This is a genomic window from Staphylococcus pettenkoferi (genome assembly GCF_002902685.1).
Classification (GTDB): Bacteria; Bacillota; Bacilli; order Staphylococcales; family Staphylococcaceae; genus Staphylococcus; species Staphylococcus pettenkoferi.
The window spans coordinates 39,448-60,292 of sequence record NZ_PPRN01000036.1 but is presented as its reverse complement, the minus strand read 5'-3'; the positions used below and the strand labels follow the sequence as shown (position 1 = coordinate 60,292).

18 protein-coding genes are annotated in these 20,845 nt (G+C 41.7%); 8 read left to right on the top strand and 10 right to left on the bottom strand.

What is annotated here, in order from left to right:
* Nucleotides 1–110 precede the first annotated feature (110 nt).
* Nucleotides 111–725, top strand: coding sequence for a C39 family peptidase (locus CD126_RS07490; RefSeq protein WP_049406281.1), 615 nt, complete (start codon nt 111–113; stop codon nt 723–725).
* A gap of 33 nt (nt 726–758) precedes the next feature.
* Here the strand turns inward: CD126_RS07490 and CD126_RS07485 are convergent, their stop codons facing one another.
* Entirely contained in the window at nt 759–1,568 is an 810-nt protein-coding gene (locus tag CD126_RS07485) for a metallophosphoesterase (RefSeq protein ID WP_049406279.1), read from the bottom strand.
* A 246-nt stretch (nt 1,569–1,814) separates the two neighbouring features.
* Here CD126_RS07485 and CD126_RS07480 point away from each other — a divergent pair, with 246 nt between their 5' ends.
* Together CD126_RS07480 and yidC are read left to right on the top strand one after the other, a co-directional pair.
* Nucleotides 1,815–3,839, top strand: coding sequence for a cation:proton antiporter (locus CD126_RS07480; RefSeq protein WP_103370257.1), 2,025 nt, complete (start codon nt 1,815–1,817; stop codon nt 3,837–3,839).
* Nucleotides 3,840–4,610: 771 nt separating this feature from the next.
* Nucleotides 4,611–5,432, top strand: a complete 822-nt coding sequence (gene yidC, locus CD126_RS07475; protein WP_103370256.1) for a membrane protein insertase YidC — start codon at nt 4,611–4,613, stop codon at nt 5,430–5,432.
* Between the two features lie 106 nt (nt 5,433–5,538).
* Here yidC and CD126_RS07470 read toward each other — a convergent pair whose 3' ends face one another.
* The 3 genes from CD126_RS07470 to CD126_RS07460 all read right to left on the bottom strand — a co-directional run bounded on the left by CD126_RS07470 (nt 5,539) and on the right by CD126_RS07460 (nt 8,049).
* Nucleotides 5,539–6,018, bottom strand: a complete 480-nt coding sequence (locus CD126_RS07470; RefSeq protein ID WP_049407162.1) for a DUF1440 domain-containing protein — start codon at nt 6,016–6,018, stop codon at nt 5,539–5,541.
* Nucleotides 6,019–6,103: 85 nt separating this feature from the next.
* The gene (locus tag CD126_RS07465) at nt 6,104–6,544 is read right to left on the bottom strand and encodes a DUF805 domain-containing protein (protein ID WP_049407165.1); all 441 of its coding nucleotides are present in this window, start codon (nt 6,542–6,544) and stop codon (nt 6,104–6,106) included.
* 113 nt (nt 6,545–6,657) lie between these two features.
* Nucleotides 6,658–8,049 (bottom strand): MFS transporter, encoded by a 1,392-nt coding sequence (locus CD126_RS07460; protein WP_049407168.1) that lies wholly within the window; start codon nt 8,047–8,049, stop codon nt 6,658–6,660.
* A gap of 418 nt (nt 8,050–8,467) precedes the next feature.
* Between CD126_RS07460 and CD126_RS07455 the strand changes: the two genes are divergently transcribed.
* The 4 genes from CD126_RS07455 (at nt 8,468) to lrgB (ending at nt 12,277) form a co-directional block, all read left to right on the top strand.
* Nucleotides 8,468–10,243: a sensor histidine kinase gene (locus CD126_RS07455; RefSeq protein WP_103370261.1), complete on the top strand. Its 1,776-nt coding sequence runs from the start codon at nt 8,468–8,470 to the stop codon at nt 10,241–10,243.
* Nucleotides 10,224–10,991, top strand: coding sequence for a response regulator transcription factor LytR (locus tag CD126_RS07450; RefSeq protein WP_103370255.1), 768 nt, complete (start codon nt 10,224–10,226; stop codon nt 10,989–10,991). Before CD126_RS07455 ends, CD126_RS07450 begins: the two co-directional genes overlap by 20 nt.
* A 120-nt stretch (nt 10,992–11,111) precedes the next feature.
* Nucleotides 11,112–11,570: an antiholin-like murein hydrolase modulator LrgA gene (gene lrgA, locus CD126_RS07445; RefSeq protein WP_002471031.1), complete on the top strand. Its 459-nt coding sequence runs from the start codon at nt 11,112–11,114 to the stop codon at nt 11,568–11,570.
* A complete protein-coding gene (gene lrgB, locus CD126_RS07440) occupies nt 11,570–12,277 on the top strand; it encodes an antiholin-like protein LrgB (RefSeq protein WP_002471025.1) in 708 nt (235 codons plus the stop codon). Before lrgA ends, lrgB begins: the two co-directional genes overlap by 1 nt.
* Nucleotides 12,278–12,742: 465 nt before the next feature.
* On the opposite strand, the gene CD126_RS07435 is transcribed toward lrgB, so the two are convergent.
* The 5 genes from CD126_RS07435 to CD126_RS07415 all read right to left on the bottom strand — a co-directional run bounded on the left by CD126_RS07435 (nt 12,743) and on the right by CD126_RS07415 (nt 17,507).
* Nucleotides 12,743–13,423, bottom strand: a complete 681-nt coding sequence (locus CD126_RS07435) for an ABC transporter permease (protein ID WP_049407173.1) — start codon at nt 13,421–13,423, stop codon at nt 12,743–12,745.
* Nucleotides 13,423–14,361, bottom strand: a complete 939-nt coding sequence (locus tag CD126_RS07430) for an osmoprotectant ABC transporter substrate-binding protein (RefSeq protein WP_049407176.1) — start codon at nt 14,359–14,361, stop codon at nt 13,423–13,425. Before CD126_RS07430 ends, CD126_RS07435 begins: the two co-directional genes overlap by 1 nt.
* 16 nt (nt 14,362–14,377) lie before the next feature.
* On the bottom strand, nt 14,378–15,013 hold the full coding sequence (locus tag CD126_RS07425; RefSeq protein WP_049407179.1) for an ABC transporter permease: 636 nt from the start codon (nt 15,011–15,013) through the stop codon (nt 14,378–14,380).
* Nucleotides 15,010–16,191, bottom strand: a complete 1,182-nt coding sequence (locus tag CD126_RS07420; protein WP_002471029.1) for a betaine/proline/choline family ABC transporter ATP-binding protein — start codon at nt 16,189–16,191, stop codon at nt 15,010–15,012. The genes CD126_RS07425 and CD126_RS07420 overlap by 4 nt, the downstream gene beginning before the upstream one ends.
* 722 nt (nt 16,192–16,913) lie before the next feature.
* Nucleotides 16,914–17,507: a YdeI/OmpD-associated family protein gene (locus tag CD126_RS07415; protein WP_049407182.1), complete on the bottom strand. Its 594-nt coding sequence runs from the start codon at nt 17,505–17,507 to the stop codon at nt 16,914–16,916.
* A 228-nt stretch (nt 17,508–17,735) separates the two neighbouring features.
* Between CD126_RS07415 and CD126_RS07410 the strand changes: the two genes are divergently transcribed.
* Nucleotides 17,736–19,106: a CitMHS family transporter gene (locus CD126_RS07410; protein ID WP_049407185.1), complete on the top strand. Its 1,371-nt coding sequence runs from the start codon at nt 17,736–17,738 to the stop codon at nt 19,104–19,106.
* An 85-nt stretch (nt 19,107–19,191) separates the two neighbouring features.
* Here the strand turns inward: CD126_RS07410 and CD126_RS07405 are convergent, their stop codons facing one another.
* A complete protein-coding gene (locus CD126_RS07405) occupies nt 19,192–20,355 on the bottom strand; it encodes an MFS transporter (protein WP_103370254.1) in 1,164 nt (387 codons plus the stop codon).
* Nucleotides 20,356–20,845: the final 490 nt, after the last annotated feature.

The following is a 20,845-nucleotide window of genomic DNA, read 5'->3' as shown; positions in this document are numbered from 1 at the left end:
ATAAGCTCATGATTTATCTAAATCGCTATTCGAATATCTTCTGTCTATACTTTTACTATTGGTTTCATCTATAATAAATATACTAATTGGACAGGAAAGAAGGAGATTAGATGAAGCGCATGTTGCCTGTAAAACCGATAAGCCAGCTCTTCCCTATCCCTATGGTCATGGGGTGTGAAGGTGTGGCGGCTGCTATGCTCTTACAATATAATCATCATCGTATCAAGGCGACGACCATAATGAAAGATTGGCCTAAGCATCGTAATAATCCGCGTAAGGGTTATGTGGGTCATCAGCTGTTGGTGAAGTTTGGGTTTCATCAAACGATCTTTCCTCAGGCGTATGTACCTCATCTGAAGCAGTTTCATGATGGCTTTAAAGATGGCACGGGCAAGACTCTGGATGAACTGGAAACGATTATCGATGCAGGTCAACCTGTTCTGATTTACCATACAGTGCTGGGTCAATCGCCTGCGCGTCGTTGGTTTAAGCTGGATGGCACGAAGGAGCAACTCACTTCGAATATTCATACCACTGTATTAATCGGTTATGACGACAAGTATTACTATTACATTGACCCGTTGTGGAGTCAGTGGTTCCACTCTATCTACGTCCCGGCGTTCATTCCGAATCGCTTCCAAGTTATTCGTATGCCTAAAGCTCGTATGCGGCAAAGTTATGATGCGCCTGGGCGTATGTGTATTTATATTCAGCCAACCCGTTAGGTGTTTTTGCCTTTTAAAAATAACTTCACTTAACTAGATTTCAATCACTTGTAACGTCTGAGTCATTTCCCGGGAAATATCGGACGTGCGCCATTGTCGTGGATAACCGAGGCAAGGACAAATGTACTCAATACCTTGGTCGTTGAGCCGTTTTCTAAAATGCACGTGCCCCATCACACTATAGCGAATCGGATAATGATGGTAAATGTCCGCAAATTTCGAAGTGCCGAGATAGGCGTTAAAGAAGTCAAAGAGTCGATGTGGAAGTGGGACGACGAATTGCGGATGCGTGACCACGTGTGTGACGAGAATAATTTGGCGTTGCCCTACTTTCGCAAGATCTTCTTTAGTATGTTCAACTGCGCGTTCTGCCAGCTCTAAGTCTTTGTAAGGCAAGTCAATGCGTTCTTTATCTTGCCAAGTAGCACCGTAGAATTTACCTCGTGCTAGCCGTTCTTGTGTAAATTTCGAACTGGCGTAGCTATAATCGTACCATCCTGTGTTACCTACTATCGCCCACGCGTCGTTAATGATATAAGGTGAACCTACTAGACATTCGTCCATTTGACGATAACGTTGAAGTATCTCTGCTGTAGAGGGTTGATCTTCTGAGGTCCATAAATCATGATTACCTGGGACGAAGCGTATTGTTATATTTGTAAGCTGTTCTAGGCGATGAATAAAGTCCACTACGATGTCGTCTCGATTGGCGATATCCCCAGCTATGATGAGTAAATCCACCTCGCGCTGCCTTACACTCTGGCTTAACACTGTCGCATAGTCATTAGGCGTCAATTCATTATGTCGATCCACATGTAAATCTGAAATCAATCCTATCTTCATAACGCACATCCTCTTTCTTATGATAGTCACATTATAAAGGGTAGATGCATACCCCACCTATCGAACTGCTTAACTCATATATTTATTATTGCACGTGAATGCGCTCATGCTCCCCACTTTTTCAATTTCTTTCTAGGTTTATCTATTTAAAATGACTTCTCGCAATTTCGGAGTCATATCACATAGTACTTCCCCACATTAAATGCTAAAATATTGAGTAATACACTACACAGATGAGGTGACCCTATGTATTTATTAGAAGCATTTTTAATCTTTATACTCGCGGTAGTCATCAGCTCAATCATACATAATCGACTGCCGAAAGTACCTATGGCTTTTATCCAAATTGCTCTAGGTGTTTGTCTATTTATCCTACCTATCCCACTCCACTTCGAATTTGATTCAGAAGTGTTTATGATGGCGGTCATCGCGCCACTACTATTCGTCGAAGGGACGCATGTCTCTCGTACCAAGCTACTTGAATATCGTAAGCCGATCATCTTGATGGCGATGGCACTCGTGTTCACGACAGTCATTGGTGTTGGCTTCTTTATCCATTGGATTTGGCCGCACTTACCGATGCCAGCTGCCTTCGCGATTGCGGCCATCTTATGTCCGACAGACGCAGTTGCTGTGCAGGCGATTACGAAAGGCAAAGTCCTTCCGAAAGGTGCCATGTCGATTCTCGAAGGCGAGTCACTGTTGAATGATGCTGCCGGTATCATTTCATTTAAAATTGCAGTCACTGCGCTAGTTACAGGCGCTTTCTCTGCCTTAAATGCGATCGGTCAATTTATTATTTCTACAATCATTGGTGTGCTGATTGGATTTATTATCGGTTTTGTCATTGTACGTTTACGCGTCTATCTTTCCGCAAATAAAGGGTTGAAAGACAGTAACACGCTCATCTTTATTCAGTTATTAACACCCTTCGCAGTGTATCTATTAGCTGAAGAGCTCCACGCTTCCGGTATTATTGCAGTTGTAGTAGCTGGATTGGTTCATAGTTTCGAACATGACCGTTTAATTCGTGCCCAAACCGAGCTACAAATGAGTTACAACCAAATTTGGGATACACTCAGTTACGCATTGAACGGTTTCGTATTTGTCGTGTTAGGCTACATTGTTCCAAAGGTAGTTATCGACATCGTTGAACATGAGCCAGAGAACATTCACTTCTTGATTATTACCACCTTGCTCATTGCCTTAGCTATTTACATCGTGCGTTTCATCTGGGTCTACATTTGGTTCAAAGACTTTTACTATCCGCGAAATATTCAGTCTTACTTAGATGAGGAGAGCGATACGTCGCCGAGACGTGGTTCTTATGCTTTAGTTATGACGATGTGTGGCATTCACGGTACCATTTCACTCTCGATGGCCCTAACATTGCCAACGATGCTTGCGAACCATCATGCCTTTACTTTTAAAAATGACCTATTATTCATCGCATCATTAATGGTCTTAATAAGCTTAGTCATGGCCCAAGTCATATTACCACTCATCACGCCTTCAGCATCACGTAAAGAACAACAAACGATGAGCTATCAAACGACTAAAATCTATATTCTTGAACGCGTGATTAGCTATTTTAGAGAACAAGGTAAACAACACAAAGATGAAAACTATAGTGCGATTATTTCCTCGTACTTCGATGAACTACTCTTCCTCCTGCAAATCGAGCCGGAGAACAAAAATGCCAAAGAAGTAAAACGCTTAGAAGACCTCGCATCAGAAGTCGAAACAGAAACACTCGAACGACTTGTCGAACAATATAAAATCGATCGCGCCGTCCTACAAAAATATCACACAGCGATTGAAAACACTGTGCACTATCGCGAATCAACCTTCGTGCAGAGATTCAAAACGCGCATCAAAATGTTCGCCTTACGTTATCGCGCAAAGAACAAACCAGAATCGAAACAACAACTTGCCGAGTTTAAAACAAACATGCGAGAAGTGATGAAAGTCATGCGTATCGTTCACCACAACATCGCGTTACGCTTGACCAAAGAACAAACGAACGAAAATGTCTTCGAAGTGAGCATCGTCCTCTACGAATACTACAACCGTTTCAACCTATTACGTCGACGTAACAGAAAATATGCAAAAACAGCGCCACTTCAAACCGCAGAACAGAAAATGCAAGGTTTATACCTACAACGCCAATACCTAGACGAACTCGTCGAACAAGGCCACGTCAATCAAACCATTGCGACCCAAGTGCGCGAAAACATCAACTACAACGAAATCGTCGTGGCTAGTGAATAAAAAAGCATACACATACTAGATTAAAGAGAAGAAACTGGAACAAAATCGAAGGTATTTATTTTCAATGATTTACTCACTTCATATACCATTTTCTTTTAGTGTTCCAGCCTCTTCTTTAACTATAATTAGAAGTTTTCATAAACATCTTTATTTTATTTTGGTAGCTGTTTAACGACAATATTAGAGTTTCATCTCTTTCGAATACTTCATTCCCCCCCCAATTAACGTAGATGAAGAATTAATTATTTAATATTTTTTATCACTTAATTAGAAGAAGATTTATTTTCCCAAGATGTACTAAATTAGAATTCAAAGTTTATCTAAAATTATGTAGAAACACTTTCTTTCTCGAAACTCTACTATTAAAACAAAACACAACAAAAAGTGTATAGTTGGGTGTGGGTTGTTACATTTGCAAATTAGTACGTGATTAGCTATTCTCTATACTTTTACGCAATACAAGTTAAAGGTGGGAGTAGGCGAGACTCTTGAGGGATTAAAGGTCACAGCGAAAATCCAGTAATAACGCGCAACAAAGCGTTATTACTTAGTTGAGCGTGACCCCCTAAGAACGCGAGCCGTTTCTCCCACCCAATACGCAGTATTGCAAATTAGTAACCAACTTTAAATTCTTACGAATACAAATTAGTACAAAACACCATATTCCCCCGAATACCAATGAACCAAAATCCCACAATACATTTTAATAAACCCACCTCCTATGATACAGTGAGTGAGAAGACAAACAAACCAACCCGGAGGCCCAGCCATATGCACAAAAAATGGTTACTACTCATCACAACCCTCATCCTACTCACAGGATGCAACTACCAAAATACAGAAGACCGCACCGGCTTCTTCTACAACACCTTCGTCAGTCCCCTAGACCATCTACTACACAGCCTAGGCCACCTATACAACGGTAACTACGGCTTCGCGATCATCACCATCGTACTCATCGTCAGAATCATCCTACTCCCATTCATGGTCATGCAAACCAAGAATTTACACATGATGCGCGAAAAAACCAACATCATCAAACCTAAGATCGACAAAATCAAATCCCGCATCAAAAACGCCGAAGACCAAGAAGAGAAGAACAACGCACACCAAGAACTCGTCACAACCTACAAACAGTTTGGCATCAGCCCGTGGAAGAGTATGCTCGGTTGCTTACCGATACTCGTTCAAATTCCATTGCTGTTCGCTTTAATCGCAGTGTTGAAGTATCCAACGGCAGGCGGCATCAATGCGCATCCACATTTCTTATGGTTCAACTTAACGGAACCTGAAATCTTCATCACGATTATTGCTGCAGTGATTTATTTCATCCAGCCGATCGCTAACCTCATCCACTATCCGAAAGGTCAGCGCACGCCCTACTACATCATGATGATTGCATCACCAATCTTTATCAGTTTCGTGGCGTTACATTCCGCGTCAGCCCTCGGACTTTATTGGACGTTTAGCGGTTTATTCTTAATTATTCAAGTTCACTTTGCACATCAGTATTATGGTAAAAAGGCTCGGCGAGAAGCACGTGAACTCGCCCAACGAACAGGTCATCTTAGCGAAGAGGAACACCATGAGTAACTGCCTTTCTTGCTCTAAAATGATTTCGCCTCATTTTAGAGCTTTTTATTGTTAAAAAGCCAACACGAAGGAACTTCACTTCCCTCGCGTTGGCTTAGATGCATCTCTATTTCGTTTTAATAGCACGTCTGACTAATTCAATTGTCTTCGCCCAAACGATGTGACCGAAGAATTCAGAAACGAGTTCTTGTGGTGGCAAGTCTTTACGTTTCGGCGTAATTTTTAATAACGGTAATAATACATCGTGAAATGCTACGTGGACTGCAATTCCAAACATACTACCATAACCTTTCGTTACTGTAGTGCAACGTTCGGCCATTAATGCGTACACTAACGCGTTGGCCATGGAGAATCCGAAATGTACACCCATCACGGCCACTGGAATAGGATTACGATTATAAACCACACGGTAATCTAACACTTTATCCCCTACTTTGACCTTTTTTAAAAATGTTAAAGGTGGGGGTTCTTCTCGTTCTGGCGTGCGTGGTGGGAATAGGCTCTCCCATCCAATCTTCACTGCACCGGCCAACAAGCCACCTGCAATGCCAGTGAGTGCAACACGTTTCACTGAAATATTTGCCATTTGAAACACCTCTATCTTCTCAGGATTCATTATATTATCTACCCGTATTATACCTTACTCTATGCATTTCAAATGACTTATATTGCTAGAACCATTTTAACCGCTCGGGTGAACCCTGTGTTGAAGGTCTTAACGTCTCAATCAGAATGAGAATTAAACAAATAAATATAATCAACGCAAAGAAGATGGCTAATCCGTCATGTCTACTTAAATCGAAAGCAATCGCCCCTACAATCGTTACGATGCACAAGATGAATGCCATTCGTGGTTGGCGTCCTGCATCATGAAAGCGACGCATTGTAAGTGTGATTGTTGGAATAATTGTCGCTAACATGAATAATCCAACCAATCCAAAGAGTAGCGCGCTGAGTAGGATCGAGCCTGCCAGAAAGCTAATAAGCCCTAACACGGCTACCACAAATATCGCGATAATGTGTAGAATAATCGGCGTCCAGAAATGTTGGCGCGAGGTCTTGTCTTTGTAATTAATATAGTTTTGCCAGAATGCTTTATATCCTTCAATCATCTCTTATTCACCTCTGTAATGACGTCGTATACTTGAACGTTGTGTTTCACTATATCATACACAGCGAACCACGTATAATCTCCGCACATTTTACCTCAAACTGCGATCCTTCATTAGTGGTTAAACTGATTCTTCGGTACTAAGGCCCAGATTAAAATGAACGCGAGCAACGCACAAACGACGTTGAAACCGAGGCCATACGTCATACCCTGTTGGATGTTGAATTTATCGCCCATCACTGAGAACAACGTACCTGAAATGGCTAAACCGAATGAGTTCCCTAATGACGAAGCCATCTTGTACACACCAGAAGCCACGCCAACCTTATCGTCTGGTGCTGTGGAAACGGCTGTGTCTGTAGATGGTGTTGCGTACATACCTAAACCTGTACCGTAAATGAGATAGCCGATGATACTCACAACTACGTACCATGTGGGTGGTAAGAAGACGAGCATCAATAAGACGATACCGACACCGTTGAGTAGCGCGCCAATCATCATTGGACGTTTCGCCCCCATCGACTGCAGCACTTTCTCACCGATAGGAATCATAATGAGAACTGAAATCAAATAAGTCAAAGTGATATAACCTGCTTGAGATGAGTTAAAGTCCAATCCGGATTGGAAATATGTATTGGCCACGAGTGTGGTACCAAATACCGCGTTAAGTAAAAAGTTGGAAATCGTCGCCCCGCTATAGCCTTTATGTTTGAATAAACCAAAGTCGATCAACGGATTATTACATTTCTGTTCCCAAATAATAAATGCGATGAATGACACGATAAAGACGATAATCATACTGATAATGAGCACAGACATCAATCCGTAATCTGACGCTTGTGTAATAATCATGTTGATACTTAACATCGCAATGACTAATAGAACTAAGCCAACAAAGTCAAACTTGCTCTCTGCCTCTTTCTCAGATCTCGGTGCTTTGGTCTCAGGTGCATGTTTGATAAGGAACATACTGAGCAATGCGACAATGATAGAAATGATAAAAATAGAACGCCAACCTACGTATGTTGCCATGAAACCACCGAAGACGGAACAAATTCCTGAACCGCCCCATGAGCCAATAGACCAGTATGTGAGTGCACGTTGACGCGCTTTGCCTATGTAATACGTATTAATAATTGCTAGTGTAGCAGGCATGATACATGCGCCGGATATACCTTGAATTGCACGTCCAATAATTAATAGAGGTGCAAATCCAGGAATAATAATCAGTCCTGAACCTATTACGCTCAAGATCAAACCGATATACGTTAACTTCATACGACCATAACGATCGGCAAGTCCACCTGCGCCTACGACAAGTAAACCACACAGTAATGCGGTTAAACTCACTGCTGCATTAATCGTTCCTAGTTTCGTGTTAAATGATTGTTGTAATGTTGGAACTATATTCACGAGTGAATTGGCAAAGAGCCAGAATGTAATCACTCCGAGAAATATTCCTAGTAGCAATCGATTGTCTCCCTTAAAGGTTCGTTCAGAATCCATTGCAAGTTCGCCTCCTATAAAGTTTCCAAAATAAATAAAATGTTTCGAAACTGCTAGTGCTACTATGTAACTTAACGGTCATCACGCACTTCTGTGCGATATATTTATTCGTTCAACCTGTAGCTCTAACAATCTCAAAACGCTCATGTTCACCAAATGTATGATGACGTTATATCTTTTCATTTTTCGTCATTCATAATATGTTGCTCGGAATTATTTTGGTAATCTTGATGTTTTGCTAATTTCTAAAATAACACTTAAATATAAAAAAGGCTAATATTTTTAACATCTCACACAAGAACAAATTCTAATTTTAATCTCAAAATTACATCAATAGTGAAATAATTTAATAGCGTTTTGTTATATATCTCTGATATGTAGTATAATAAAAGGTAATCACAACATGGCAGGTGGCACGATGTTTAACTTATTTATGCTCTTGCTTGAGCGCATGGGCTTGATTATTCTACTCGCCTATATCTTAATGAATATCAATTATTGTAAAAATATCATGAACCAAAGAGAACAACTTCATGCTAAGGTGAAACTCATCTTTATCTTCAGTTGTTTCTCTATCTTGTCTAACTTCACAGGAATACAAATTCGAGGAAATGAAATCATCAGCGGAACGTTATACCAACATTTACCTCATGACGCGTCAATGGCCAATACGCGTGTGTTAACGATTGGGGTGTCCGGTTTAGTTGGTGGACCATACGTCGCGTTGATGGTCGGAATCATTTCTGGTCTCGTACGTGTTTATATCGGTGGTGCAGATGCCTATACGTATTTCATTTCATCTATCTTTATCGCACTGTTATCTGGGTATTTCGGACGTAAAGCGTTGCGTTCCAATCAATATCCAACTGCTTTGAAAGGCGCGATGGTTGGTGTAGTCAGCGAGGTCATCCAAATGCTTTGTATCCTCGTCTTCTCACATCACCCGCAATTGTCATGGAATCTGTTCAGCTTTATTTCTATACCGATGATTATGATTAACTCCATAGGTACGGCAATCTTCTTGTCCATCATACTCTCAACAATTCGCCAAGAGGAAGAGACACGCGCGATTCAAACACATGACGTATTACAACTTGCAAACGCTACGCTACCCTACTTCCGCTCTGGGTTAAATGAGCGTTCAGCGAAACGTGCAGCTGAAATCATACTGAATTTGATGCAAGTTTCGGCAGTAGCGATCACCAACCGACGCGATATTCTGACACATGTCGGCGCAGGATGCGATCACCATGTTGCTCAGAAAGCGATTATTACTAATTTGTCTAAAGAGGCCATTCGTACTGGTACGTTAAAGGAAGCCTATTCACGTGAAGATATCGGTTGTAACAATCCGAACTGTCCTTTAGAAGCAGCGATTGTCGTTCCACTCTATTTACGTGAAGAAGTAGTAGGCACGCTCAAGCTGTATTTTACTGATAGTACTGTGATTACGACTTCTGATAAACAGATGGCATCAGGCTTAGCTGAAATCTTTTCTAGCCAAATCGAACTGGGTCAAGCTGAGATGCAAAGCGCATTGTTAAGAGATGCGGAAATTAAATCGTTACAAGCGCAAGTGAATCCTCACTTCTTCTTTAACGCAATTAACACAATTTCTGCGATGATACGAATCAACAGTGAGAAAGCACGAGATTTGTTGTTACAGCTTAGCCAATTCTTCCGCTCTAACTTGCAAGGTGCGCGAGATAATATCATCACTTTAGAGCAAGAGCTCCAGCAAGTTGAGGCGTACATTTCACTTGAGCAAGCGCGTTATCCTGACCGCTTCAACATTCAATTCAAGATCGCACCTGAGACGAAACACGCGAACGTCCCACCTTTCGTGCTTCAAATATTAGTGGAGAACGCGATTAAACACGCTTTTACCCATCGTAAAAAGGATAACCGTGTGCTCGTAGAAACATCGACGAAAGCGCAACATATGCGTTTAAGTGTGACGGATAACGGTCACGGTATTCCAGAAGAGAAATTACCACAGTTAGGTAAAAGTAGTGTGAGTTCCGAATCGGGTACTGGCAGCGCACTCGAGAATTTAAACCGTAGACTCACTGGACTCTTTGGCAATCAAGCACAGCTCCATTTCGACTCTAATAAGAAAGGAACACGCATCTATTGCGATATTCCATATCAACATCACAAGGAGGCGCTCACTCATGAAAGCCATCATCGTTGACGATGAACCTTTAGCACGCAATGAATTGCGCTATCTATTAACAGAAATCCAACCTTTCGAACAAATATCTGAAGCTGAAACGATTCAAGAAACACTTGAACTACTTCTGTTCGATACGTATGATGTCGTCTTTCTCGACATCAATTTGATGGATGAGAGTGGTTTAGACATGGCGTCAAAGATCAATCAAATGGCCAATAACCCTCATATCATCTTTGCGACAGCGCACGATAACTTTGCGGTCAAAGCCTTTGAGTTGAACGCGACAGACTATATTCTCAAACCTTTTGAGAAATCACGAATTGAACAGGCTTTAGCGAAGATTACACCAAGCACTTCAACAGGCACGCCGCATAACCAAGCTGCGTCAACCAATTACGAAGTTGAAAGCGAGGCTAAAGACGCTTCACCGTATGACTTTGACAAACTCCCTGTAGAAATGGACGATCGTATCCATTTACTAAATACGACAGATATTATCGCAATTTCTGTTAATAACGGAGTAACTACAATTAATACAACGAAGGGTGATTTTGAGACGAATCAACCTTTAAGTCATTACGAACAACGGCTGAGCGACAAGCGTTTTATCCGTATTCATCGTGCGACGATCATTAACCGAAACTATATTCAAACTATCGATCATTGGTTTAATTATACGTACCAATTGACGATGATGCGCGACTTGAAATTTCAAGTTAGCCGCTCCTATATGAAGCGATTCAAACAGCAATTCGGACTGGACTGACAGTCACAAGGCGTTTAATGCAACTCGGCTCATAGTTATTGCATTTCAGTCTGAAAAGCCCTTGAAAACGCACTTTGTCTTTTATAATAGAGGTGAAATAGTAAAGGGAGGATGTTATGGATGGCAACTGCAAAATCTCATAATAACACAGCACAAACATCACGAAATAAGGAAAGTAAGACTTACACTTTCTTGCACCAAGTTACTGTCCTAGGAATCATCTTGCTTATCTCTAAAGTGATCGAAGGCATTTCCCCAGTGCCGATGCCAGGCTCAGTTGTTGGTTTGGTATTACTCTTTATCGCTTTATGTACTGGCATAGTGAAATTAGGACAAGTTGAAACGGTAGGTACGGCACTCACGAATAACATCGGGTTATTCTTCGTTCCAGCCGGTATCTCTGTAATTAACTCACTCGGTGTAATTAGTTCGAAACCGATTTTAATCATTTTACTAATTATCATTTCAACATTATTACTCTTATTATGTACAGGTTTCACTTCTCAACTCTTGATGAAGTTCTCAAGAAAGTCAGATGATACGTTGGAAGCAGCTAAGAGTGAGGAGGATGACAAATAATGGCACACATTCTTGATTTAATCGTACATACACCGTACTTTGGTATCTTGTTATCAGTCGTACCTTTCACGATTGCCGCGTATTTCTTTAAGAAGACGAATGGTTTCTTCTTATTAGCTCCATTATTCGTCGGCATGGTTGTAGGTATTGCATTCTTGAAGATTACAGGTATTAGTTATGAAAACTATAAAATTGGTGGGGACATCGTTAACTTCTTCTTAGAACCAGCAACGATGTGTTTCGCAATCCCACTTTATAAAAAACGCGACGTCTTGAAAAAATATTGGTTCCAAATCTTTGGTAGTTTGGTTGTGGGTACAACGGTCGCATTAGTACTGATCATCTTGATTGGTAAGATTGCGTTGTTCTCTGATCAAATCATCAACTCTATGTTACCGCAAGCGGCTACTACTGCAGTGGCGTTACCGGTGTCTGATGGTATCCATGGTATTAAAGAATTGACTTCTCTTGCATGTATTTTGAATGGGGTTATCATCTATGCGTTGGGTACGAAGATGATTCGTTTCTTCAGAATTACGAACCCGATTGCGAGAGGTTTGGCTATGGGTACGAGTGGTCACTCTTTAGGTGTGGCGGCTGCGCAGGATTTTGGTCAGACTGAGGAGTCTATGGCGAGTATCGCGCTTGTTCTTGTGGGTGTTGTAGTTGTTGTTGTGGCGCCGATCTTGTCTCAGTTCTTGGTCTGAGTCGCGTAGTTGTATGGTAAAATTTTTAGCTCTGGGATGTGTGTCATCCTGGGGCTTTTTTGTTTTAATATTAGTGTTTCGAGGAAGAGAGTGTTTCTCTTAAGCACATGTTTCGTGTGAATCGGGTTTTAGCATATCGAGGAAAAATAAGTTTTCTTCTAATCTGGAATATAGCGCATTGGTGGAAAGGGAGGCACCTCTAAACAACTAATGAACGACGCCTCGTTATTTGTCAAACTACGTGTTATGATAAAAATAGAACTATAAATTAACTATTGGGCGATAGCTAATTTATAGTCATATCGTAAATGATGCGTATATTGGAAATGAATCATTTAAAAATTGATTCTTACATGCACCAATTGCCACCTTATGATGTTGATTGTAAGGTGGCTTCTTCTGTTTATTATAATAACGCACCCTCAAAGTCAGTTTTAGGTCTAACTTTGGGGGTGCATTGTTTGGTTAGTTAATGCCTTGTGGTTTATTGCGTTTGGTATTCTGTGTTGGATCTAAGCGTTTTTCTAGTAAGCGAAGGACAACGTCAATGATGACTGCGATGAGTGCAATAGGTATGGCACCTGCGAGAATGAATGTTGTGCCGTCTGTCGCATTGGTACCGCGGATGACGATGTCACCTAGTGTTGGGGCTCCGATGAATGAGCCGACTGCAACGACACCGATGGCTACGACGAGTGCGATGCGGATGCCGCCGAGAATGACAGATAGTGATAGCGGTAGTTCGATCATGCGCAGTACTTGGTTGCTGGTCATGCCCATACCTTTACCGGCGTCTTTAATGTTATCGTCCACGCCTTGAATGCCTGTGTAGGTATTTTTAATAATTGGTAAAAGTGCGTAGAGGAAAACTGTGAAAACGACTGTATTGGGACCGAGACCCATCACTAACATCAGGATGGCAAGCATCGCGATGACTGGAACTGTTTGAATGATGTTAGCGATCGTGATGACGATCCATGACAGTTTAGAGAATCTCGCGATAAAGATACCGATTGGAATACCTATGATAGATGCAAAGAGTACGCCGTAAACCGACATAAGTAAGTGTTTAAAGAATAAGTCCATCAAGTAACCAAAGTTGGTTGAGTAGTACTCACCGAGTTGTTGTAAGAGATTGCCAGACATTAGTGTTGCCCTCCTTTCTCATCATCGAAATAGTTATGTTTCTTCAAGAATTCTTCTGCGACGACTGCGGGTTCTTTCCCTTTACCGTCTGCTTCGTAGTTCAGTTGTTGCATTTGTTTCGTTGAAATTTTGCCTTCTAGTTTTTTCATCGATTTCTTGATTTCTGGATGTTTTTTCAAGAGTTTGTTTGTCGCAAATGGACTCGCATCATATGGTGGGAAGAAACGGCGGTCATCTTTCAAGATCTTCAGATCATATGCGGCGATACGGCCGTCTGTAGAGTACCCTACTGCTGCATCAAGCTTTTTATTATGTAAGGCATCGTAAACGAGACCGATCTGCATAGGTCGAACGGTGTTAAAGCTAAAGCCGTAATCTTGAGTGAAGCCTTTGTAGCCATCTCCTGCACGTTCCATCCAAGAGCTGTCGACACCGAGTCTTAAATCTTTATGTTTTTTCAAATCTGAAACCGTTTCGAGATGGTATTTACGTGCGGTTTCTTTCGTGACCATAAATGCATAGGTATTTGCGAAACCGTATGAGTTAAAGAAATGTGAATCGAAGCGTTTTTGGAAACCTTCTTGCGTCGCTTTCAACGCTTTATCTGGATCTTTGATTGGATCTTCGTTTAATGCGCCAGTCAAGTCTGTACCTGTATAACGTGCGCCTGACATGTTGGCGTCGCCTGTTGTTATCGCTTTGTGTTGAATTGTACTAGATCCTAAGTTATTTACGAGTGAAGGTTTCAACTTACCTTTCGTATCATGTTCAATCATGACGCGCACCATGTGGGCCATGATTTGTGATTCTGTGTTAGTAACCGCTGTGATCTTAACTTCGTCATCTGAGCTACTGCCACCTAAGCCGGGTAGACTACATCCAGATAACACAGTGAGACACAACAGCGGGATTATGAGTATTGCTTTAAACTTTCTCATCATGTTCTCCTCCTTGTTATCTAGATACTTTAAGGCCTTTTGGCACAGCCCATTTTTCAATTCTCGAAAGTACAAAGTCGACGATAAGTGCGAGTATCGTTACTGCGATAGCTGCGGCAATAATCATATTCGCGTTGTACAAGTTCAGTCCGTTGAATACGAAGTCACCGAGACCTCCTGCGCCGACATAACTTGCGAGTGTTGCCCAACTGATCACGTATACGGCTGAGAGGCGTACCCCACTTAAGATGAGTGGTAATGCTAGAGGTAATTCGATGTCTTTCATCATTTGTAGACGTGTCATCCCCATACTCTTAGCCGCGTCTTTTAAGTTGCTATCGATTTGCTGAACGCCGAGTACGGTGTTGTTTAAAATAGGTAGCAACACGTAGATGAACAAAGCGATGATGGCAGCCATTTTACCTACACCGAAGATCGGAATCATAATAGCCAGCACAGCAAGCGTTGGAATCGTTTGAAGCACACCGGCTATCGTTAACACGACGTTGGATGTCCGCTTCATGCGTGAAAGCATAATCCCGATCGGCACTGCTACGATGATCGCAATCAATAAGGCAATCACTGAGATTTCTAAGTGCTCTAAAGCTTTCTTAAACAACTCTTGACCATTGTTGCGTAGGAAGTCCATCATGAGCGATCAGCTCCTACTTCGCTCGGCTCTACAATCGCCTCTTCAGAAGCGTTGGCCTCACTTTCACCCCAAATGCTATCGTAAACAATATCTACGAGGTTCGCACGTGTCACGAGACCGAGCAGTGTCTTGTCGTCTTTCGCAACGACCGGTACGTTACGCACATTACGTTTAAGAATCGTTCGTACACTGTCTTGCAGTTTACTGTCTACACGCACGCGATAAATGTCACGTTGCATCGTATCGATGAGTTCGCGATTCGCACGTAATCCTTGGTTGATGTCTTCGATATCTAAATAGCCGAGTAAACGATTGTCATCGCCAACTACAAAGATCGTGTCGACACGACGCTCACGCATAATTTCAACTGCATCGTTGAGTGAGCGATCGGCATGAACAGTCACCGGTGTAATCATCGCATCTTCAACTGTGCGCATATTCGGACGGTCTTGAATGAGACGGTTCTGTCCGATAAAGTCACGCACGAAGTCATTCGCTGGATGACGCAAGATATTGTCAGGTGTATCGAATTGCACCACTTTACCGTGTGACATGATACAAATCTTGTCTGCAAGTTTAATCGCTTCGTCCATGTCGTGGGTAACGAAGATGAAAGTCTTACCTAACTTTTGTTGAAGTTCTTTCACTAAGTCTTGTAACGTATCTCGTGTGATAGGGTCTAACGCACCAAACGGTTCATCCATCAAGATGACATCTTGTTCAGCAGCGAGTGCACGCACCACCCCGATACGTTGTTGTTGCCCACCAGACAATTCAGATGGATAACGATCTAAGTATTCTTCTGGTAAGTCGACGAGCTTGATTAATTCTTTCGCTTTCTCTTCTTTCTTTTCTTTCGACCATTTTAACAGCTTAGGAACTAAGACGATGTTCTCCTTAATCGTCATGTGTGGCATCAGTCCGATTTGTTGAATCACGTAACCGATACTGCGACGTAACTCGACAGGATCCATCTTACGAATATCTTTGCCGTCCATCGTAATTTGTCCGTCTGTCGCCTCTATCATACGATTAATCATTCGCAGTGCGGTCGTCTTACCGCTCCCACTCGTACCGATAAAAGCCACAAATTCCCCTGACTGAATATCAATCGACATGTTGTCGACGGCTTTCTTATTGCCTGAATAAATCTTTGATAAATTCTTAATACTGAGCATGTATCTCGTTCCTTTCTATCGTAATTTCATGTCAGCCTATCCTTGATGAGGTAAAAGAGACGCATGGTTAACACGTATCTGTACATCTCTCACACATGCGCGCATCTTCACATTAAAGATTCAATGTTCTTAAATTTAGCCCAGACTCTGATGTTATCTCTTCAGTATCAACAAAAACAAAGGACCATTTGTGGAGTTATACAAATCCGAGAATAAGTAAGAACACAAGCACAAAAGGCCCTAATGTAAGTAATAAGATACTGTTGTTTAATTATGTAAATTGATGAAATGTCATTGTGATATGAGCATCATGCTGAGTGGTGACGACTGGGTTTTGATGCAGAAAACACGTTATTAAATCTGCTTACGTTACGCATGCATCACCTCATCTCAATAGCATGCCACAACAAGTGTGCAGCTTGCCTATAGAGGTTCTCAAACCTTGTATAGTAGTAATTATACTCTTTTATCTACACAAAGTCACATATCGCTCAACTACATCGCCCATTGAAAGGGATAGCGTCACCATTCTATTCGCTATATTTCTTATGCGTCATCGCAGCATCTTCAATATCTAGCTACACTATTTAGCTTAACATAGATAAGTTGTGCGTCCAGATATTAAGGGGAACAGGACAGACTGAAGTGCGAACCCCTATGTGCCTATTCAGTTCCCCTTGTGCTAGACTTCGCACTTCCTGTTTCACACGAACGTCTCAACTCTAGTCATTCATCCCTTTACCATCGAGGATATGTTGATAATATTTCTCCACTCTTCTCTCTCGCGTTGCCGCCCGCTTCGCTTGTCCAATAAAGTACATATATTGACGCTGGCGACCAGGTGTAAGTTGATTAAAAGCTTCTTGTAACGCGTCATCTTTATCCAACGCAACTTGTAATTCATCAGGCATTGTATATTCTTCCGTCGTCTTCATCGGTACTTGTTCACCAGATTGTTCGACGCGAATGGCCTCATTTAAATACCACGTAATTTCTTCAGCACGTTCTTCGATTTCTTTAAGGCTCGTAAAACGAAGTTGGCGTGCAGCTTGGACATTTTTCGTTTGTTGAATCAGTGATTGATAATGGTCTTTCATAATCGCGCCCTTTTGAAACAACAGCGCACAATAGTGCTTAAATTCTTGAATAATGACCACATTGTGACCTTCATAGGTATAGCACGGATGTTTCCATTTATAATCTTCTTCAAGGTCAGTGTTCTGAACAATTTGGCGTAAACGTTTGATTTCTTCTTGCCATTGATCAAGTTTTTGAATATATGATTCGACGAGTTGCTTTGTATCTTTCTGCGTCATCTTCTTCACCTTCTTTGAAATACTTTATGGTTTAGTATAGCACGTTATGTGAGCTATTGATGGGTAGTACGGAGGACTTCCACATTATCCGTAGACTTCACAGGATCATCCTCATCGTTAAATTTTTCTCAACTAATCTGAATATTTTTGATATAATAGACAAATATCATTTTAAAGTGTAAGCGTTTACAGTTATTTTCCGCTTAGCACTTAAAGGGGATGTTACATATGCATGATGGAAATGTATTGCTAACGGTCGTAGGCGTGTTAATTATCGTCTCTATCGTTGGCTTATTAATCATGAAGAAGATTAGCCCGGTTGTGGGCATGACACTCATACCGTGTGTGGGTGCATTGATACTCGGTCACAGTGTCCATGATTTAGTGAAGTACTTTAACAGTGGCTTAGAGTCCGTGATGAACGTCGTTATTATGTTCATCTTTGCTATTATCTTCTTTGGCATAATGTCTGATAGTGGATTATTCAAACCGATTGTTAAGCGACTCATCTTGATGACACGTGGGAATGTCATCATCGTATGTATCGTGACTGCGATCATCGGTACGTTTATTCAACTTGATGGGGCTGGCGCGACAACCTTTTTACTATCTATACCAGCACTACTCCCACTTTATCGCGCACTCAACATGAACCGTTACTTACTCATACTACTCCTCGCGTTAAGTGCGGCCGTGATGAACATGGTGCCTTGGGGTGGTCCTATGGCGCGTACGGCTACGGTGTTGCACGCTAAAGATGTCAACGCGTTATGGTACGGCATCATTCCAGTGCAAATCGTCGGTGTGGTTCTCGTATTAATCTTCGCCGCTTTCTTAGGCTGGCGTGAGAACCGTCGCATCAACAAACTGATTGCACAAGGTGAGCTGAGCGATACACAACACATCGATATTCACAAACTCGTCCAGCGTTATGAACATGATCAGGATATTAAATTCCCAGTACGTGGACGTGCGAAGACACAGAATTGGGTAAAATGGTTCAATACCATCTTAACGATTCTCGTTATTGTAGTCATGCTTGCGAATATTGCACCACCTGAATTCGCCTTCCTTATCGGTACAGCGATTGCACTCATCGTGAACTATAGTAGTGTCGATGAACAGATGGATCGCTTGAGGGCACATGCGCCTAATGCCTTAATGATGGCTGCAGTCATTATCGCAGCCGGAATGTTCTTAGGCGTGCTCAATGAAACAGGCATGTTGAAGTCAATTGCTGTAAACTTCATCAAGATTATTCCTGATGCTGTCGGACCATACTTACATGTCATCGTTGGTTTCTTCGGCGTACCTTTAGACCTGTTGACGAGTACTGACGCTTATTACTTTGCGGTGCTCCCTATCGTTGAACAGACAGGTCAACAATTTGGTATTGCGCCCGAATCCACAGCTTATGCGATGATTATCGGTAATATCATCGGTACTTTCGTAAGCCCATTCTCTCCTGCTTTGTGGCTTGCGATCGGTTTAGCAGAAGCGAACATGGGAACATACATTAAATATGCGTTCTTCTGGATTTGGGGCTTTGCGATTGTCATGGTGATTATCGGTATCTTAATGGGAGTTATCGCAATTTAAATCTCTACTCAAGTTAAAAATCCCGTAGGTGGACTTTCTGCCACCTACGGGATTGTTTTGCGTTTGAGCTGATAATTTTTTTACCTTACTGCTGACGGTACTTTGCAACGTTAGTCAAACTAATCGCAAGGATGAGTACGAGTACACCAATACCCGCTGAGAAGTAAGTCGTCGCAAAGACATTGAGCTTCGACACTACAAGTCCACCGACCATACTTCCAATACCGATACCGGCATTCAAACTCGACATGTTCCAACTCATCACTTGGCTCGTATCACCTTCGACTTGGTCGATAATCCCACTTTGAACAGCAGGATTTGTACTCCACTGCATAATATTCCAAACGAAGAGCCCAATCATTAAGATAACCACACTCGTTAAGATTTGATTCAATACTAGCATCATAATGATAAACACTGTCACCGAAATGATCAGCCAACGTTTAGAAGTAAGTTTGTCTGATAAGAAACCGCCCATAGAGGTACCTGCTACACCGGCGATACCGTTGATTAATAGAACGATGGAGACGAATGACAACGTATGACCGCTTTTTAACATCAGAGGGTTAATATAGATAAAGGTAATAGAGTTCGCCACGAGAATAAAGAATGTGATGCCTAAATACTTCACGACTTCGAGAGGTCTAACTACTTTAGAATGCGTTTGTGAAGACGAGCTATTGTCATCTGTTGACGTACGGTCGAGTTGAGGTAGGAAGATAAACATAAGTATACCTACGAGTACACTGACCGCCACGATAAAGAGAAAGGTGAAACGCCATCCGAACGCGCCCCCTATCATCGTACCAATCGGCACACCTAGGACGTTTGCGCCACTAAATCCAGAATACACGATACCTATCATCTTACCACGGTTGTGAGGCGCGGTAAGCATCGCAGTTAAGGCGAGAATCTTAACGATAATGAGTGCCGCAGCTGCTGAAGAAATGATACGACCTATAACCAGTATCGTAAAGTTCGGTGCTACAGCTATGATTACGTTACCGACGATAAAGAATACGAGCGTCCACAGTAATAACGGTTTAGGGTGGAAGCGATTCGTGAGTTTAACGAGTATCGGCCCTACCACTGCGAAAGTGATTGCATACAATGTCACGAGTTGGCCAATAATCGCTTCTGATATATGTAAATCTTGGCTCATTAAGTTCATAATCCCTGCAACCATCATCTCTACCATACCTACGATAAAGGTACTGAGGATAAAGGTTACGATACGCATCGTCGTCATTGCGCACGTCCTCCTTCATATTGTTCTGAACACAATTACTTCCATTATAAAGCATATATTCTGAGTTGTGCGTGTAGGTGCTTACTTTAAAATGAGATAGAAAGCTTCTTTATAGCAGAAATCGAACAGCTAAAGTTTTCAATGTTTTACTCTCGCTTGCATATGGGACCACACTCAACTAATTCCTTTCGCTCTACGAGCTTTAGGAATGGATTTTCGTTGTGGTCTAGCTCCATCATGCGTCTCGAGTTCACATTGAAAAACTTATAATGTGTATTTCATTTTCTACTCTCTTAACTTTTTAAACTAAGCCCATCGCTATATCAACTAGCTCAAATTCAAATAATTATTATCAAGTGTATTGTTAATATCTGTCGCTTTATTGAGTTCTCTTCGCTACTATACTCAAATGTATCGAACTATGTTCGAAAACAAAGCTGTATATAACAAACCAATAAAATTGGTGAATATTATCCTCTCCTATTCTTTT

Bases quoted from the DNA above. Each gene is read 5' to 3' on its own strand.
- CD126_RS07420 (WP_002471029.1), bottom strand. From the start codon at position 16,191: ATGCTCAGTATTAAGAATTTATCAAAGATTTATTCAGGCAATAAGAAA.
- CD126_RS07415 (WP_049407182.1), bottom strand. From the start codon at position 17,507: ATGACGCAGAAAGATACAAAGCAACTCGTCGAATCATATATTCAAAAA.
- lrgA (WP_002471031.1), top strand. From the start codon at position 11,112: ATGGCAACTGCAAAATCTCATAATAACACAGCACAAACATCACGAAAT.
- CD126_RS07410 (WP_049407185.1), top strand. From the start codon at position 17,736: ATGCATGATGGAAATGTATTGCTAACGGTCGTAGGCGTGTTAATTATC.
- CD126_RS07405 (WP_103370254.1), bottom strand. From the start codon at position 20,355: ATGACGACGATGCGTATCGTAACCTTTATCCTCAGTACCTTTATCGTA.
- CD126_RS07450 (WP_103370255.1), top strand. From the start codon at position 10,224: ATGAAAGCCATCATCGTTGACGATGAACCTTTAGCACGCAATGAATTG.
- CD126_RS07460 (WP_049407168.1), bottom strand. From the start codon at position 8,049: ATGGATTCTGAACGAACCTTTAAGGGAGACAATCGATTGCTACTAGGA.
- CD126_RS07480 (WP_103370257.1), top strand. From the start codon at position 1,815: ATGTATTTATTAGAAGCATTTTTAATCTTTATACTCGCGGTAGTCATC.
- lrgB (WP_002471025.1), top strand. From the start codon at position 11,570: ATGGCACACATTCTTGATTTAATCGTACATACACCGTACTTTGGTATC.
- yidC (WP_103370256.1), top strand. From the start codon at position 4,611: ATGCACAAAAAATGGTTACTACTCATCACAACCCTCATCCTACTCACA.
- CD126_RS07435 (WP_049407173.1), bottom strand. From the start codon at position 13,423: ATGTCTGGCAATCTCTTACAACAACTCGGTGAGTACTACTCAACCAAC.
- CD126_RS07470 (WP_049407162.1), bottom strand. From the start codon at position 6,018: ATGGCAAATATTTCAGTGAAACGTGTTGCACTCACTGGCATTGCAGGT.
- CD126_RS07490 (WP_049406281.1), top strand. From the start codon at position 111: ATGAAGCGCATGTTGCCTGTAAAACCGATAAGCCAGCTCTTCCCTATC.
- CD126_RS07465 (WP_049407165.1), bottom strand. From the start codon at position 6,544: ATGATTGAAGGATATAAAGCATTCTGGCAAAACTATATTAATTACAAA.
- CD126_RS07455 (WP_103370261.1), top strand. From the start codon at position 8,468: ATGTTTAACTTATTTATGCTCTTGCTTGAGCGCATGGGCTTGATTATT.
- CD126_RS07425 (WP_049407179.1), bottom strand. From the start codon at position 15,013: ATGATGGACTTCCTACGCAACAATGGTCAAGAGTTGTTTAAGAAAGCT.
- CD126_RS07430 (WP_049407176.1), bottom strand. From the start codon at position 14,361: ATGAGAAAGTTTAAAGCAATACTCATAATCCCGCTGTTGTGTCTCACT.
- CD126_RS07485 (WP_049406279.1), bottom strand. From the start codon at position 1,568: ATGAAGATAGGATTGATTTCAGATTTACATGTGGATCGACATAATGAA.